A 16,232-nucleotide genomic window follows, 5' to 3' on the forward strand; every position below is an offset into this window, starting at 1 on the left:
CTCAGATGTCGGCAGAGATGCCGAAGTGATCGCTGGTGTTGCGAACGCGTCCGTAGTTGCTCCAGCCGGTCAGATTTCCGGCACCGCCGATCCCCGGATAGTTCGCCGCCGTCGGTGCGCCCGGCCACCCCATCGGCGGCGCGGTGAACTGGTTGGCCAAAGCGATCGCACCGGGGGGAGGATTGTCCGGCGGCGCCATGACCCCGTTCATCGGCGTGCCGGTCACCGTGTTCATGATCGTGGTCTGATAGTTGTGCATGCCGTTGTGCGGCCAGACCAGGACGTTGTCGATCGAGTAGAACGGCGCGGCGACGAAGTTCGAGCCGACATAGCCGTAGCCGGGATAGAAGCTCTGTCCCGGCCCGCCGCCGTTGGACCAGAGGAACTTGGACGCCGCCGTCTTGTCCTTGCCGCGGATATGGGTGGAGAAATAACCCTTGTACTGGTCGAGATTGACAGGAACGCCCACCGCCGTCGGACTGACGAGCAGCGTGTAGGCACCGGGACCGCCGGTGAGCGGATTATAGAGGCCCGAGGCGGTACCATTGACGGCGAACAGGTTGACGTTGAAATCGCCGCCGATCACCCGCGTCTCGTTTACGCCCAGAGCGCCGACGACGTCGTTGATCGTCGACAGCGTGGTGATGTAGTTCGCCGCCGCCGGATTGTTCGGCGGGGAATGGATGCCGAAGATGGTGAGGTCTCGCTGCACGACGCCGAGATTATCGGCCTCGGTGAACGTCGCCATGAACGGCTCGCGCAGCCCGGCAAAGGCAACAGGAGCGCCGAGCGTGGTCGTGAAGGCGATCCGCGCCGCGACGACGTCCTCGTTGAGGCCGCCATTGTGCTGGGCACCCGCAGGGATCTGGCGCACTCCGCCCAGGCCCGGAGGCACCAGCATTCCATTGACGTTGACGGCACCGAGGGGCACCACCATGCCATTGTACGGCATGGCGACGCCGCCGCCCGGCGGCACCGACACGCCGCCATGCCCGCCGGTCCAGATGTTGGGCCCGGTGAAGTAGCGGTTGAGGGTGCCAGCGGTGTTGGTGCGGCGATAGAGAATGCCGACCGTCTCTGAGCGCCCACCGACCCCGGTGTAGAGCGGCGGCACGGCGTTCCATCCGCCCGCCACCATCGTGGCGGGGTTGTTGAGCCCGAACTGCACCATGGCGAGCGCATTGATGCCGCCGGTCTGGCTCGCCAGAGCGTTGGGCGCATTGTCGCCCGAGCTCACCTCGATGATGACGATGATGTCCGGCTGCACGGCCGCCAGCACGGCATTGATCACCGCGCGGCGCTGGATCGCGCTCTGCATGTCGTTGAGACCGCCATGCCCGCGTTGTCGCTTGATCGAGGCCGAAAAGATCTTGTTGACCGAGAAGTTTTCGATATTCCAGAACAGGATCCGCGTCATGATGACGGCTCCTGAAGCTCGGGCTTGCGTGCGGCGAATGCGAGCGACTGCTCGCAGCCCGGATTGTCGTCGGCGACATAGGCGGCGTACCAGCCGAGGCTGCCGGTGTTGTCGGGATCGCCGAACAGGAAGAACTGGATGTTGGCGGACGGCGGCAGCTTGGCGATGCCGAATATCTTGATGGCGATATCGTCGATCCGCAGGCAGTAGAACCACTTCGGACCGTCCTCGGCCAGCATGCGCCCTTTTGCGGTCGGAACCGGCTGGCGCAGGATCGAGATCGCACCGACCGCAACCTTGATGACGCCCTGGATGCTGAACAGGCTGGCGCCGGGCGCCGCGCCCGGCAGGCTCATGCCGATGAAGACCGCGTGCTGCGCATCCGACCCGGTGGTGACCGGTGACCATGCCGCGAGCAGCTGCGACTGGAAGCCGACGCCAGAGGCGAGCGCCCCCGGACCGCCCAGCGTGATGTCGTAGACCACCCCGAACCAGGGCCCCTCGAGTTCGGTGAGGTTGAGCTGCGACGTCACCGGCAGGAAGCCGAGATCGGACGGCTTCTGATCACCGGTCGCGTTGACGAAGCTCTTCAGTTGCAGCGCGAAGCCGCGGAACAGGCTGGTGTCGCGCATCGTCGAGCCGTTGAGATTCCAGGCCAGGTTGCCGGTCGCGACCCCAAACCTCTTGGCTCCGGGCGTCGCCTGCGGATAGGTCATGCCGATGACGAGGCCGGAGAAGGCGAGCCCGACACCGAGCGCCTCCTCGGGCGTATCCGGCGGACTGCCGAACGACAGCAGGTCGAGCGTCTCTCCGATGGTGCTCTGAAGCGCCGTGAAATCGAGCTGCCCCCAGACGAGGAAGTTGCTCGCCACCGTGGCGCCCTGGTCCTGGGTGCCAATCGTGTTGAACTGCACCCGGTCGAAGGCCACGGCCGGCAGCACGTTCGACGGGCTGGTCAGCACGTTGGTCGTGTTCTGCTCGAAGACATAGGCGCCGCGGCCGCCCTGATCGACATAGCTGCCCTTGAGCACGATTCCCGTGAAGGGCTGCGGCTTGCCGCGCGAGTACAGCCGCGACACCGGCGCGCCGAACAGCGCCGCGACCGAGAGCTGGACGTGGCTGTCGAACCGCGTCAGCCTGGCGTTCTCGAACAACGACTGCAGCTGCAGCACGGTGAAATCGAACTCGCCGCTCATCTGCACCGCCACCGGCACGTCAGGCGCAACGCCGTTGGAGATGTTCATCGCATAGCGCGGATCTTCGTAGTCGATCAGCCCGAACAGGCTCGAATTGCCCTGGGGCATCGTGATCCGACCGCTCCGGCCGTCGACCGTGACGCGGCTGACGGTGAAGCCGAAATGATGAGCGTTGAAGCGGGTGAAGTCGATGCCGGCGGCAAGCCCCGCAATCTCCGGCGGCATGTCGCGCTGGCCGAGGTCGGCCGCGAGCACGATGACGCCGGTCCAGTTCGGATCCTGGGCGATGCGCGCGAAATTCTCGTAGAATGGGCCGGACGGTCCCTTCGAGCGTGCGATGGCGTCCGCGATGTAGTCCTGTAGCCATTGCGACAGGCCGGTGTAGGACAGCGCAGCGGTCACCGGCGGTGTGCCGGGCAACAAAGAGAACTGCTCCGCGGACGTCCAGCGATTGGCATTCGTGACCCGCTCCAGCAACGAGCCAGAGCAGAACTTCATGATCATCACGTTGCGGTAGGCGGTGGCCGAGGCGCCGGCGCCGACCGCCGCGGTCATGGTCCAGCCCGCAATATTGACGGTGTTGGCGAACTGGGCGCCTGTGCCGAACGGCTCCGGATTGACGGCGACCAGAAAGAGCTGGTTGGTCTGCAAGGCGTCCTGCATCGCCTGGGAGGGAGCGGATAGCGCGAATGGCAGGGTGTTGCCGTCGCGGTCGATCGACTGCGCCATACTGACCTTCAGATAGGCCCCCGTCGTCGGATCTCGCTCGATGATGAAGCCCTGCGGCGTCGTCCCATCGGCGCTCGGGCCGTCCGGCAGCGTGCCGCGCAACGCGTGAGCCCGCGCCGCCTGCACCCGCGCCGACCACGTCTTGCTGCCATAGCTCGAGATCAGCGACTTGCGGGTTGCGGCCACGATCTGGCTCTCGAACTGGACGAGCGTCGCGCCATCGAGGCCGCTACTCGCAGCAGCTCCATAAGGCGCCAGCGGGAACGTCTTGTCGTTGCCCTGGGCGAGCGGCATGAACGGCGGCGCGGATTGGAGTATCTCCGCATTCGCGGCGCCGGCCGCGGCCGCACCGTAGATCGCGCTGCCCTCGGGCTCGGCCAGATAGTCGACGGTCCCGCTGCCGGCGACGATGGTCACCCAGGAGGTCTGGTGGTCGTCGGTCAGGCGCGGCGCAACGGCACCGCTCGCGGGACGGTTGAGATCCGCCGTCTCGAATGGGAACACCGGCGCGTAGCCGGGCTTCGAGGGAATGGCGTTGAGACGATCGTTCTGCGCTGCGGGCTGGCTGGCGTCGTACGCCTTGAAGCTGAGCGCCTCCGATCCGAATAGTCCACCCATCAGCTTCGCAAGCTGCCCCGCCGAACTGCCATCGGCGCCGAGCGCATAGTGGCCGGCCAGGCTGAGATAGGTCGTGCCAGTGTCGACCGCGGCCGTCTTCGCGGCGCTGGTCGCAAAGGCGAAGCCCCCTGCTCCGAGCGCCGGCGCCGTATCCGTACTGCTAGCCCCGAGCGGCGTCAGTTGCACGACACGCCCGCCGGTCGTGCGGAATTCGCTCGTCAGCGCAGGCCCCCCCTTGATGGCGAACCCCGAACGCAGATACCCCTGCTCGAGCTGCTCTCGGCCGATCACGCGGTTGGCCGGATCGCCGAGGTCGAAGGCACCTGCGATCGAAAGCTGCGACGGCAACGCCGCCACCGTCATGGCTGCATATTGCGCAGCTTGCAGCGACGTCGTCGCGCTGTTGTTGATGACGTAGCGGATGCCCTGCTCCAAGCCCTGGCTGACGAACGCCTGCTTCGAATCGAGCAGCCCATCGAAGGTTACGCAACCGGTGTTGGCGCCGCCGAACGGCACATAGGCGTAGATGCGATTGTTGGAGGTCGGCGCAAGCCGAATGCCGAGCGGGTTGTCGCCCTTGCCCGAAAAGCCGATGAACGGAGGTGAACTCAGCGCCGAGCCCGACAGGCGCAGCGCCCCACCCTCGATATCGATCCGGCTCTGGTCGAGGATGTAGAATTTGGCGTTGCTGGCAAACCACAGGTTCAGGTTGCCCGAGACCTGGTAGACCGGCGGCAGATTGATGAAGGAGACGCCATAGCGCTCGAAGTCGCCGAACGCGACCGGGTTGGCCGACGCGAGCCAGACGACAGCACGATTGCGCGTCGCCTTGCTGATATAGGCCCGGACACGCCCGGCGAACCCGCCGGGATCCCGATCGAGATCGGCGGGCCGCTGTGTCGCAAACAGATAACTGCCACCGTACTTCTTCAGCGAGTCGTCGTAATTGATGAACGGTGGCAGAGACGAGCCCGTGCCGAGAAGGTAGCCGGCCCAGCCAACCGAGCCGGCAACCCTGGTCTCGTAAATCGCAGAGGAGCCGACCTGCTCGAACTGCGCTGACGCAGACGCGTCCATGCTCGTATCACCCGATCGGGAAAATGCCGAGCAAGGTGCCCGCCAGTGAATAGAGGGCGCGATCGTCGATGATGTCGCCCTTGATGATGGTCACCGTATATTGCGCCGAGCCCAGCGCAGCATATTGCACCGTGATGCCCGCCTTCCACGTCGTCGCGCCGATCGTGATATCAGCGGCGAGGACCGCAGTGATCTGGGACTGCGAGACGATCGGCGTCCAGACCGGAATTCGTCCCTGATACTGGAATGAGACGTAGGTCGTGTTGTTGGTGTCGCCGCTCGGCGTCGTCACCACGTTGCTGTTCGGGCTGGTCGGGGTGTTCACCGTCGGCAGCGCCGTGAAGGCCGCGCGCGGATATTCCTCGGTCCGCGCGGTCGCGGATGGCGCTGCCTTGACATCCAAACCGATCGGGAAGATGCCGAGCGTCACGCCCTGGAGCAAGTAGAGCCCACGATCGTCCACGATCTCGCCCGAGATGATGGTCACGGTGTACTGGGTCGATCCCAGCGCCGCATACTGGATCGTAATGCCCTTGCGCCAAGTCGTTGCGCCGATCGTGATGTCAGCCGCCAAAACGACCTGAGGTTGTGCCTGCGAGACCACCGGCGTCCAGACCGGAATGCGCCCCTGATACTCGAACACGAGCTGCGTCGTGTTGTTTTGATCGCCCGTCGGCGTCGCGACGACCTCCGTGTTGGGGCTTGTGGGAGTAGTAACGACAGCAGGAGCCGAAAAACGAACGCCTTCATGATGAGCCATGGCTATCTCCTTTTATAAAACACAGATCAAAACCCGCAGTACGCAACTGCCGGCACGGCTGAAACGAATGGAAAATCGAATAAGCTACCAATGATTGAAATCTATCAGAGGTTGTGGCGTGTAACAGGGTTCGCGACGGTGGTCAATCGGGCCAGATCACAGTCTTCCCCCAACGCCCGGTCACATTCTGGTGTTTACATTTCAGGCGAAGCCGGGCGCCGCTCAGCGGCTGACTTGTTTCCGAAGCATCTGCATCGCACGCTTCATCGCTGCGGACCGGATGAACGAGCCGAGCACGAATCCGGTAAAGCTGCTCTCCTTTCCGGAATCGACAATCTCCCCGCTCATCGTGACCGTGTAGTAGCGACCCATCGGGTGCATGGTCACCGTCAGCCCCTTGCGCAGGACAATGCCTGCAATTGCAATGTCCTCGGTCAGTTCGACCTCTACTTCGCCAATCGACACCAGCGCTCTCCAGCACGGGATCGTACCGTTGAAAAAGAAGGTCACCCAGGTGCTGTCATTCGTGTCGAACGTTGCAGCCACCTGCGCATTGCAATTCGTCGTCAGCTGGGTGTTGACGGTTTGATCGGTGAGCTGAGATGGCGCAGCGGGCAAGGCGGCTTCCGTCCTCATTCAAGCGCTCAGCGTCATGCAAAATGACCAGCCGGAGGGTGACAAATAACTAGCCGCCGCCGGTTTGCGAGTCCATTTGCAATCCGGTCCCGGCCCCCGCCCGGACGGGGGCTCCGCATCCCACGCAGGTGCGACCATGGCCCTGGCCGTCACCTCCCGCGGATCGAGGAGTCCCGGCGGCTTTTCGCAACAGGCACGATCCGCTGCAGGAGCTGCTCTACCCGGATTTCTTCAAACTCTGTCGGCCTGTTGCCCAGCCCTCTCGCCGATCGCGTGCCGCGCCGGGAAACGCCTCGACCGTTGGCCGCCGATGCCAAGGCTATTTTTTCTTTATTTTTCAGTTCGTTGACAGCAAGTGCAACGCCGCCACGGCGGACGTCGGAGCGATCACGGTGCAGAGTCATCTCTGGCCTGAACGCCAGATCGTCGCTCGAGCGGGCGGCAATCCCGTCTCCGGCCGGCGTCGGGTTGCCTCCAGGCCCTGCTGTTTCTACAACAGCCGGAGCGCCTCCCAAGCATCAGGACCATCCCTCAAAGTGAACGAGCAACGCTTCATCGGCTCGCTGACCGGCTTACGCTTCGTCGCGGCCGCAACGGTCGCCGTCGGCCATGGCGCCCCGTCGTTGGCGCAAGGCCTGCTGCCCGAGCTCATCGCACAAGTCAGCAGCATCGGAATGACAATGTTCTTCGTGCTGAGCGGATTCGTCCTGTGGCTCAACTATGCCGCGCGCTTCCAGTCGCAACCGCTCGGAAGCGCTCTTCGCGAATTTGCCATCGCGCGCTTCGCCCGGCTCTACCCCATGTACGCCGTGATTACGCTCGCAGTCGTCGCATACGTCGTGATCGCGCGAGGTCTCTCGGCCCCGTCGCTCGGCTTCCTCCTCACGATGACGCAAGCCTGGTTTCCCGTGCAGAACGGCACCATGCTGGTCGCAGTCGTGCCGTCGCTGCAGCACCTCTGGTCCATCAGCGTGGAGCTGTTCTTCTACCTGCTGTTTCCATTCGTCTGCCTGCTGTTTGCAGCCGTCGTCCGGCTGCCCACGATCATCTGGATCGCGCTGGCGAACATCGTGACGTTCGCGCTGACGATCGCGGCCGCCTTCACCTTCGGCGATGCGTTGCTACGGGCCGCCGCGCCGAGTCTTACGCAAAACGGGATGCAGTGGCTCACCTACTACTCTCCCTATCTTCACATCGCTCAGTTCCTGGCCGGCTGCCTTGCCGCCATGATCTACAGGAACCGCGCGGATGCCGGCGTCGGTGATCGGGAGCGACGCTGCGTGAGACTCCTGTTCTGGCTTTCGCTGGCGAGCCTCATCTGTGCGCCTGTGCTGCTGTTTCTGCAGCCTCGTCTGCCCGGCTGGTCGTTCGCGATCGAACTTGCCGTACGTCTCATCGAGATCTCGGGATTTTCGATCGTCTTCGTCGCAGCCAGTCGGTACGGTCATGCCGCTTGGCTGTCGTCCAGAGCCCTGATCATTGGTGGCGAATGCAGCTATTCGATCTATCTGCTGCATCCCTTTCTCATTCGGCTTGCGATGATCGGAAAGTCAGATGCTCCTGGCGCTCTTGAGCTCGCACTGCGGCTCGGTCTGTTCGTTGCGATTGCGACGGCGATGGCCTGGGTCACCTACATGCTCATCGAGGCGCCCTCGCGAACATGGTTACGGAGAGCCTTCGGCACGAGCGCACCGCGCGACGTGATCCATGCGAGCCCGGTCTGAGCGCGCCGGCTCATCGGCCGGCCCGTGCTTCGCGGTGCCTTTCTACCAGCGGTTTATTCGGACCATTTTGCACCAATTTAACATGATTGCCGCCAATCTCAGGCCTCCGGAACGGCAAGGGATGCAACGATGATTGTTGAGATCAAGGCGATGTGCGAAGCCAACGGGACCGTCCTTGCGACAACGAGCTACGACGATACCAACGAACGGGCGCGGGCGGTCGCGGTCATCGCCCTGCTCGAACAGGTGCTGGCGCATTCGGAGACCGCTGGGGATCAGCGCCTGTTCACTTTGGACGTCTCGCCCGTGTCGCCAACGGCAGCAGCTTCGTCTGCCTCCTGATACAAGGCACGGCAAGGCTCGCGGCAGCCGGCAGTCCGATCCACGCTCCCGCGCCGATGATCAGCCATCGTATGTTCACCTGCTGACACAGGCCTTCGCCTGTTTGCTCCATTTGAACGCGGTTCCGCACGGCGGCCTTGGCCGAGCGCCCGCAGGGCATTCGTTCCACACCGGCGCTCCTACCTCCCAGCCATTCACGACGCAGCCGCCATTCGGCGCGACGTGGCACCCAGGGCCGCAGGACTCATTGGCGACCAACCGGCCCGCCCCTGCCGCAAGGCCGGTCAGCAGCACAACCCAAAACATCAGCCTCATCGCTTCGCTCCATTGGCTCTGAGGCGACGAGCCCCTGCGACCGCGCCCCAGCGGAAACCATGAAGGTGCCAAACCGTTCCTCCGACTGTCCCCGCCTGCTCGGGCTGAGATTTCGTCGGAGATCGTCGCCGCCAGCCTGTGACGAAACACCGCGCCGCCACCACACTCCAGCCCTACTACGCGCACGACTGCGCCATATCCGTGCACGGGAATGGGAAACCATGTAGCGAGAAGGTTTTCACCATGTTGGGCGATGATTGCGCAGCCTGGGCGAGCCGGAAGCGAAAAAGTCACCTCTCCACGCCAGTTGATCAAGGCGTTGGGGCGCGCGCGCTTAGAAACGTGACGAGCCAAACAACATCAGGAGCCGGCGGCACGAACTGCCGGCCAGCCTTGGATCGTCCGGATGCGTGCCGGACGGGCCGTGGCGAATGCAGGGAGCGATAGATCGACATCATGACACGAAAGCTTTCAGTCCGCGAAGTCATCGCCAGATCCTATCCCAGTTGGGACTATGCCATGGCGGACCGGTTGATCGCATGGCTCGATCATTGCGGTTACGAGATCGTGGAGAAGAAGCCGGAGCGCACCGCGGCTCTCGTGACCGATGACGCGCGGCCACACCTGATCGGCGCTCGATGAATGGAGCCCCTTCCGCCGGGGCGCTGTGAACGATCAGCGCTCCTCAAGTGGCAGCGCTCGGGCGGCGCAGGAACTGCGCATCCCGTTCTGGGGTTCAAGATGACAAGACCAACGCTCGACGTTTCATCGAGCAGCATGAGATCAGGGAAGGATTACCAATGTCTCGCAAGCTCACACCACGCCAGGTCATCGCACGCTCCTACCCGACCTGGGATTACGCCATGGCCGATCGCCTGATCGCCTGGCTGGATGATTGCGGTTACGAGATCGTCGAAAAAGGAGCTGCGCACCTGGGCGCAAGCTTGGTGCCTGCTGCGCCGGAATCGACACCGTCGCATGAAAGCACACATTGATCCCGTCGCGGTCACCGAGACCGCGAACAGGGTCTCCGGACAGTCATTGGCATGAGAAAGCCCGACTCAGGCGAGCAGTTGTTTTTCGATTTCGTAGACCGGAAGCTTGACCAGATCCTTGTGGACCTCGCCATGCAGCGCCTTTCGTACCGCGTCGGAATAGTCGGCGCGGATGATCCCGAGCGCGCGCGGCGACGCCACCATCGTGACGGCTTTGGTTTCGCCTGAAATGACAGCATGATGCAGGCGATCAGCAAGCTGCTTGAGAAAGGCGCGCTCAGCCTGATCATGCCAATCCGTCTGATCCACTGAACTCCGAGCATTGCCGAATGACTGCTGCACCGAGCCGGGAGCGTCGGTGCCCTGAGCGCTCGTGCGGTCGTTCTCCTGCTCACGGACCTCTTTGGTGTGCAGGTTCGGAAACATGCTGTCACCGACGTTCTCGAGGATCAGCGCCTTGCGCCCGTCGCATACGACGATCCAATCACCGGTTCCGACCTTCATCTTGTCCATGAGATTACTCCATCATCCGAATTGCAGCGAAGAATGTGCTGGCGAGCCCATCGGGAGAAACTGCTCCAGCTATATGCCTTCTTCGAAATCTTCCAAGGAAAGGCCGAACTCCGAGAGAGCCTCCTCCAGATAGTCGCCGAGCATCGGAGTTTCGATCAGGTACGTCGCGGTGCGATTGTTGTGTGCCTGAGCGGCCTGCGCACGAAGCTCATCCCAATTGTCCAGCGAGCCGTCGCCCCGGCCCAGCCACATCAGCGTGACCAGATCGATCTGTTCGTCGACATTGAGGCCCCTGATGAAGCTGACGAGCTCCGACCTGTCAGTGTTCAGGCCTCGCCCAGCGGTACCGGGCGCCGCGTCGTCATCTGCCAAATCTGCCAGCAATTCGGGTTCGGTCGCTTCCATTTCGTGCTTGTGGATCTTGGTCACGACGAAGGCGACCTTCTCCGGCGAGATTGAGAGGGTGGGCGTGGTAGTCGTCATTCAGCGTCTCCTGGGTCCCCGGGCAAACGCTCCCAGGTCCCATGCAGAGACGCTAGGCGTTCCGGAAGGAGCGCACTTTGCGCAAGATCAAGGCAGCGTGGCGGCGTGAAAAACGGCGCAACAGCCCGCGCGAGTTCAACCGCCCCGTGGCGCGATTGCAGCGGGACTGCTTGGATCGACCAGGGGCTGCGGGCGATCGATACTACCAGGTCCAATCGAAAGAGCCGACACGCGGCTGCTGCGCGACCAGGATCATCGGTCTGCCCGGATGAGCTCTTGCGGTCCTTCGCTTCTTCACCTCTGCAGCCGGCTTGCCTGTGTCGGCAATCCGCGTCGCGCGAGGCTTCTCGGCGGCCTTCACTGCCGCAACCTGCGGGTTGGCCTCGACGGCGCTCATCTGCGCGAAGGCGTCGCGGGGACTGCTCTTGGCGACTTCTGCTGCAGGCTGCTCCGCCTTCGCGAGCTTCACCGGAGCTGGCGTGGCGATCGAGGTGTCCATCACGATCCGCTCCGGCCACTTTCTCGTGGACTGAATGCGCACCGGGGGAAGATCCGACGCAGACGACAGGCTTGCAGGCAATGGCACGCTGGGAAGCACGGCATCCGCCAGGACGAGCAGCGCCAGCAGAGTTCCACCGACGAACATAAAGTAACGCAGAATGGGCATAATTTACCGCTCCGTCGGCACCTGCGCCGACATCCACCTAACGGAGGATCATGACAGTATGTTCCCGCGTCGAACGCTCGGGTTCAAAGACCGCGGGAGACTAGCGCGACATAATTAGATTTTCGTCGCTGCAACCAGCGCGCATTTGGCCGCGCTGACGTTAACGTTGACGAATCCGACATGGACCGCCACGAAGGTCTTCCGGCTGCGCGACCCGACTTGGCCGGGCACGATCCGTCGGCGGTCGGTGACGTGACCACCGTCCCGCCGGCTGAAGGCGCAGGTGATTTCGATGTCCTTGATTGCGAAACTGTTGGCATTCCGTAGCGTGAAGGTCACCAGCGCCTTCGATCCAAGACCGCCGCGCCGCCAGGACTGGGAACTGATCCGCAGGCCGGACAGAGCCGCCGGGTCGAGCGCAGGGGATGACGCAGGCGGCATCGTCGGCGACAGGCTGGCATTCGCGTCCATGACGTTCCGGCCGGAGCCGACCACGGGGGACGAATCGGGGTGCGGATTGGATGCATCCGCCAGACTGGGCACCACGGGCGAGAGCCGACGCGACGTCTCAGTCCCGTCTTCGTCTCCTTCGTAGCCGCTGCTCGGGGGGGCCGATCCGACCCGCGTGAGGCTGGGGTCGGCCACCTCCTCCTCTTCGACCGACATGATCAGCCACCCGACTGTGCTGAACATGACCAGCGCGAAGATCGCCAACCCCGACACGGCGGCCCCCAAAGGGATGGACGCTCCGTCGCTTCGGCGCATGGCCAGCGACGCCGCGGCATCGGGCTTGCGTCCCAATAAACGAGAGAGACCCGCGCTCATGTCTGCACCATCGGCTGCCCGGCGGGGGCATCTGGAAGCTTCAATCGGCAAGCATCGATAGGGTTGCATGCAAAGCCGACAATTGGAGGGCAGGCCCGGATACCGGTCGGTCGGCCGGGCTGGCGCGGCCGCTGACAGACCGGTAGACATCCGCACAGTTGCCGACACCTCAAGAAACGCCGCCCCGCCGCGGGCGGTTCACTCTTTCGAAAGATCTCGACGATGTTGAATGTCACGTGGGACCACATCCATCTCCGCAGCCCGGACCCGGAAGCCACCGCCAGCTGGCTTCGCGACATTCTCGGCGGCGAGATCATCCGCAATCCCGGCCGCATCGACGTCAGGCTCGGCGGTGCCAGCGTGTTCATCGCCAAGGTCGAGCCGGGCGACGGCGTCAACGCGCCGCCTGTGACGCCGCACCAGGGCCTCGATCATTTCGGCCTCACCGTGAAGGACATCGACGCCGCGGCCGCCGAGCTCAAGGCCAAAGGCGTCACCTTCACGACCGAGCCGACCACGATCCGCCCCGGTGTTCGCATCTGCTTCATCCGCGGGCCGCAGGGCATTTCCATCGAGCTCCTGGAGCGCGACAAGAAATACGTCTGACCGCCGCCCCGCACGGCTACGTCATGCTGCCCGGCATGAAGCAGCGAATCTGAAGGCCCTGATAGCCGCGCATCGGCCATACCATGGTGCGGCCGACACGGTTGGGCTCGGTGATGACTGCGTCGTCGGGAACATCGAGCCATTCCCCCTCGATACGGACGCGGTAGTGACCGCCCCTGCTCTCCCAGTCGACATCGCTGACGGCGCTGCCGTCGGCGTCAGAGCAGCATGGGCCCTTGCCGCTGCGCAGACCGTCGAACCATGCCTTGATCTCCGGCGACGAGTTCGCATACTGGCCGCGATCACGCGCCAGTGACGGTGGCGCGGCGAGTGCGATCAACAGCGCCGCACTGCTGACTTGGACAGGCGGCTTCCATCGCGCGACCGCCTGCCGCCTCGAACCCGTGTTGCTGATGTCGGCACGATCAGCGCGATGCGGCCCATGGCCGCGGGACACGATCCATCTGCTCATTTCCATCTGGCTCCTGCACCACCCCAGGGTGCGCGGGATGGAAATGCATCAACCGGGCCAGATTTCGATTCGATCTCGGCTTCGTGAGAGTCAATCCGGGGGGTTACGCAGATCTCCCTACTCGGCCGCCTGCTCGAGAGGTGCGACCCGCGGCAGAATGATCTGGATGCGCGTGCCCGCGCCAGGCTCGGAGTCCAGATCGAGCCGCCCGCCAAGCCGGCTGGTCACGATGCTGTAGACGATGTGAAGGCCCAGGCCGGTGCCGCCCTGGTCGCGGCGCGTCGTGAAGAAAGGATCGAAGGCGCGGCGGCGGACGTCGAGCGACATGCCGCAGCCATTGTCGGAAAAGACGATCTCGACATTGTCGCGGCCGGACTCCCGCGCCCTGATTTCGATCACACCGCTCCTGCCGTCCGGAAACGCGTGCGCGACCGCATTGAGGAACAGATTGGTCAGGACCTGCCCGTAAGGCCCGGGGTAGCTGTTCATCACCAGATCGGGCTGGCAATCCACGTTCACCGTCAGGTTCTGTCTGCGCACACCCGGGCGCAGGCTCATCACCACCTGCTCGGTGAGATCGGCGAGATCGAAGGTACGCTGGTCGGAGTAGTTGCGGTCCGCTGCGACCTGCTTGAACGACTGGATCAGTTCGGCCGCGCGATTGAGATTGGCGACGAGCTGCCCCGCGGCGCTGCGGCTCATCTCGATGAACTCGTTGAGGCTCGACCGCCGCAGCTCACCCCGCGTGACCGCCTCGCTGAAGCGCTCGGTCTTGCGCTCGAGCGCGGAGGCGACCGTCAGGCTGATGCCGACGGGGTTGTTGACCTCGTGGGCAACGCCGGCGACCATGCGCCCGAGCGCCGCGAGCTTCTCGGCTTCGATCAGCGAGGCCTGGGTGTCGCGCAGGTTCCGGAGCGCCGTCTCGGCGGCCTCCTTGGCCTTGCGCATCTCCAGTTCGCTCTTCTTGCGCTCGCCGATGTCGAGCGCCACCGTGACGATCTTGTCGACCTCGCCGTCGGCGTCGAGAAGCGGCAGCTTGTTGACCAGCCATTGCCGCATGACGTTGCATGAATCGAGGTATTCCTCCTCGTAGAACCCGAGGCCGGCCTTCGTCGCCAGCACGCGCTTGTCGTTCGAGTCCGTCTTGTTCGCGCCGTAGCGCGACATCAGCTCGCCCGTGGTGCGGCCGAGCGCATCCTCGGGCTCGACGTTGAAGATGCCGGCCATGTAGCGGTTCATCAGGACATAGCGCAGCTCGCGATCCTTGACGTTGATCACCGCCGGCACCGTGTCGATGACCTGCTGCAGCAATCGCCGGCCTTCAGCGATCGCGTCCTCGGCGCGCTTCTGATCCGTGATGTCGCGGACCACGCCTTCGTAGCGAACCACCTCGCCGTTCTCATCCCGCACCACCGTGCCGCTGTCGGAAAGCCAGCGGATCTCGCCGGTGCGCCGCCGCACCTGGTATTCGAACTCGCGCACCATGCCGTCGCGCCGCATCAGCCGCTGATAGCGTTCGCGCGCCAGGGGATGGACATAGATCGTATCCGCGATGTCGTTCACGCTCTGGATCAGCTCGCTCGCGGATTCGTAGCCCATGATGCGCGCGAGCGCCGGATTGGCATTGAGCACGAGACCACTCGGTGTGGTCACATAGATGCCGTCGATCGAAGCTTCGAACAGCTTGCGATAGCTCTCCTCGGCCAGCCGCTGCTCGGCCAGCGCGCGGACCGCCGCCTCACGCGCCGCGTCGGCATCCTGCAAAGTCTGCCGGAAGACTTCCGCCGCCCGCGCGATGTCGCCGATCTCGTTCTGAACGTCGGTCTGCGGGATCGACGCCGCCTTTTCGCCCGCCGCCAGCGCCCTGATCGAGCGCGCGATCGAGGCCAGCGGCCGCACGGTGCGCCGGACCACGAAGGACGCAGCGAAGATGCCGATCAGAACGCCCGCCGTGCCGAAGATGATGCTTTGCCATTTCGTCTCCGCCAAGGTGCGGGCGAAGTCGCGCGACAGTACCTTGCCCTGGCTTGCGCTCAGGGCGCGCAGCAACTCGGTGACCCGGCCGATCAGCCGCCCCTCGATGCCCAGCACCTCCTTGTCGAGGCGCGCGATCTCGTCCTCGGTGCCGGCAATGGCGATGATCGCCTCGGCATAGCGGTCCGCGGCCGCACGAAGCGCGCTGTCCTCGATCGGCATTGCGCGCATGCTGCGGGCGGCCTGCTCGGCGCCGGCCGGGTCGCGCGCCAGCAGCGCCGCGCCGACCTGATTCTGCACCTGGAACAAGGCCCGCGCCGTGGCGCGATCAGTCAGGCCGGCGATGGCGTCCTCGAAGCTCTCGCGCGCCGTCGGCAAACCCGACAGCAGCTCGGCACGCCGCGCGATCAGCGCGCTGATGCGGTCGATGCCTTCGCGGTAATTGGCGAGCCGCTGGGCAACGCCGTCGATGGTCGCCTGCTGCTCCGGTGCGAGCTGCAGGCGCGTCTTCTTCAGGAGCGCGCTGAGCTCCGTCGCCGCCTCCATGGCACGGTCGGAGCGCGAGCCGGGATCGGTGACGAAATCGCGCGCCGCGAGCCGCAGCTCGTTCATGCGCTGGTCGATCTCCTCGGCGAGATCGCCGACGCCCTGCAGCCGCTGCAACTCGGCAAAGGTCGAATCGATATGCCGAATGGCGATCACGCTCGCCATGCTGGTCGCGGTGATGACGGCAAGCAGCAGCAAAAAGCTGCCAAAGATCATCCGCCCGATCGTCATCGATCGGAGGCTGCTGCAGGCCGTGTCGAGGTCCGGTAATCTACTCATGGGATCCGATGGTCGGAACCGCACTATATACGAGCCGCTGGGCGGCCAAATGAACATA

The 16,232-nt window shown here is 64.2% G+C and carries 16 protein-coding genes; 5 read left to right on the forward strand and 11 right to left on the reverse strand.

All coding sequences use genetic code 11. The annotated features are described in order from the left end of the window. Nucleotide 1: 1 nt before the first annotated feature. The 4 genes from QW887_RS24395 to QW887_RS24410 form a co-directional block, all read right to left on the reverse strand. Nucleotides 2–1,417 (reverse strand): hypothetical protein, encoded by a 1,416-nt coding sequence (locus tag QW887_RS24395; RefSeq protein ID WP_316188464.1) that lies wholly within the window; start codon nucleotides 1,415–1,417, stop codon nucleotides 2–4. Then, nucleotides 1,414–5,037 carry a hypothetical protein gene (locus QW887_RS24400; RefSeq protein WP_316175962.1) on the reverse strand — a complete coding sequence of 1,208 codons (3,624 nt, stop codon included), beginning with the start codon at nucleotides 5,035–5,037 and terminating at the stop codon, nucleotides 1,414–1,416. The genes QW887_RS24395 and QW887_RS24400 overlap by 4 nt, the downstream gene beginning before the upstream one ends. Before the next feature lie 7 nt (nucleotides 5,038–5,044). Further along, a complete protein-coding gene (locus QW887_RS24405; protein ID WP_315717680.1) occupies nucleotides 5,045–5,797 on the reverse strand; it encodes a hypothetical protein in 753 nt (250 codons plus the stop codon). A gap of 222 nt (nucleotides 5,798–6,019) precedes the next feature. Then, nucleotides 6,020–6,433: a hypothetical protein gene (locus tag QW887_RS24410; protein ID WP_316175963.1), complete on the reverse strand. Its 414-nt coding sequence runs from the start codon at nucleotides 6,431–6,433 to the stop codon at nucleotides 6,020–6,022. 536 nt (nucleotides 6,434–6,969) lie between these two features. On the opposite strand from QW887_RS24410, the gene QW887_RS24415 reads away from it, so the two are divergent. Next, nucleotides 6,970–8,157, forward strand: a complete 1,188-nt coding sequence (locus QW887_RS24415; RefSeq protein WP_316195183.1) for an acyltransferase — start codon at nucleotides 6,970–6,972, stop codon at nucleotides 8,155–8,157. Nucleotides 8,158–8,286: 129 nt separating this feature from the next. Next, entirely contained in the window at nucleotides 8,287–8,499 is a 213-nt protein-coding gene (locus QW887_RS24420) for a hypothetical protein (RefSeq protein WP_315717677.1), read from the forward strand. A 75-nt stretch (nucleotides 8,500–8,574) separates the two neighbouring features. Here QW887_RS24420 and QW887_RS34955 read toward each other — a convergent pair whose 3' ends face one another. Next, nucleotides 8,575–8,814, reverse strand: coding sequence for a hypothetical protein (locus tag QW887_RS34955; RefSeq protein ID WP_409999270.1), 240 nt, complete (start codon nucleotides 8,812–8,814; stop codon nucleotides 8,575–8,577). A 456-nt stretch (nucleotides 8,815–9,270) separates the two neighbouring features. Between QW887_RS34955 and QW887_RS24425 the strand changes: the two genes are divergently transcribed. Both QW887_RS24425 and QW887_RS24430 read left to right on the forward strand, forming a co-directional pair. Then, on the forward strand, nucleotides 9,271–9,456 hold the full coding sequence (locus QW887_RS24425; RefSeq protein ID WP_315752594.1) for a hypothetical protein: 186 nt from the start codon (nucleotides 9,271–9,273) through the stop codon (nucleotides 9,454–9,456). A 158-nt stretch (nucleotides 9,457–9,614) separates the two neighbouring features. Next, nucleotides 9,615–9,809: a hypothetical protein gene (locus QW887_RS24430; protein WP_315827831.1), complete on the forward strand. Its 195-nt coding sequence runs from the start codon at nucleotides 9,615–9,617 to the stop codon at nucleotides 9,807–9,809. A 66-nt stretch (nucleotides 9,810–9,875) separates the two neighbouring features. On the opposite strand, the gene QW887_RS24435 is transcribed toward QW887_RS24430, so the two are convergent. The 4 genes from QW887_RS24435 to QW887_RS24450 form a co-directional block, all read right to left on the reverse strand. Then, nucleotides 9,876–10,322 carry a host attachment protein gene (locus QW887_RS24435; RefSeq protein ID WP_315827830.1) on the reverse strand — a complete coding sequence of 149 codons (447 nt, stop codon included), beginning with the start codon at nucleotides 10,320–10,322 and terminating at the stop codon, nucleotides 9,876–9,878. Between the two features lie 69 nt (nucleotides 10,323–10,391). After that, nucleotides 10,392–10,805, reverse strand: coding sequence for a DUF3775 domain-containing protein (locus tag QW887_RS24440; protein WP_315752592.1), 414 nt, complete (start codon nucleotides 10,803–10,805; stop codon nucleotides 10,392–10,394). 202 nt (nucleotides 10,806–11,007) lie between these two features. Further along, nucleotides 11,008–11,472, reverse strand: a complete 465-nt coding sequence (locus QW887_RS24445) for a hypothetical protein (protein ID WP_315752591.1) — start codon at nucleotides 11,470–11,472, stop codon at nucleotides 11,008–11,010. A gap of 114 nt (nucleotides 11,473–11,586) precedes the next feature. After that, nucleotides 11,587–12,297, reverse strand: coding sequence for a hypothetical protein (locus tag QW887_RS24450; protein WP_316175965.1), 711 nt, complete (start codon nucleotides 12,295–12,297; stop codon nucleotides 11,587–11,589). 222 nt (nucleotides 12,298–12,519) lie between these two features. Here QW887_RS24450 and QW887_RS24455 point away from each other — a divergent pair, with 222 nt between their 5' ends. Further along, nucleotides 12,520–12,903: a VOC family protein gene (locus QW887_RS24455; RefSeq protein ID WP_316175966.1), complete on the forward strand. Its 384-nt coding sequence runs from the start codon at nucleotides 12,520–12,522 to the stop codon at nucleotides 12,901–12,903. A 16-nt stretch (nucleotides 12,904–12,919) separates the two neighbouring features. On the opposite strand, the gene QW887_RS24460 is transcribed toward QW887_RS24455, so the two are convergent. Together QW887_RS24460 and QW887_RS24465 are read right to left on the reverse strand one after the other, a co-directional pair. Continuing rightward, on the reverse strand, nucleotides 12,920–13,375 hold the full coding sequence (locus QW887_RS24460) for a hypothetical protein (RefSeq protein ID WP_409977965.1): 456 nt from the start codon (nucleotides 13,373–13,375) through the stop codon (nucleotides 12,920–12,922). Between the two features lie 117 nt (nucleotides 13,376–13,492). Further along, nucleotides 13,493–16,174 carry a PAS domain S-box protein gene (locus tag QW887_RS24465; RefSeq protein ID WP_316165437.1) on the reverse strand — a complete coding sequence of 894 codons (2,682 nt, stop codon included), beginning with the start codon at nucleotides 16,172–16,174 and terminating at the stop codon, nucleotides 13,493–13,495. Nucleotides 16,175–16,232 lie beyond the last annotated feature (58 nt).

It is taken from the genome of Bradyrhizobium sp. SZCCHNRI3052 (assembly GCF_032484895.1).
In the GTDB taxonomy this organism is placed as follows: domain Bacteria; phylum Pseudomonadota; class Alphaproteobacteria; order Rhizobiales; family Xanthobacteraceae; genus Bradyrhizobium.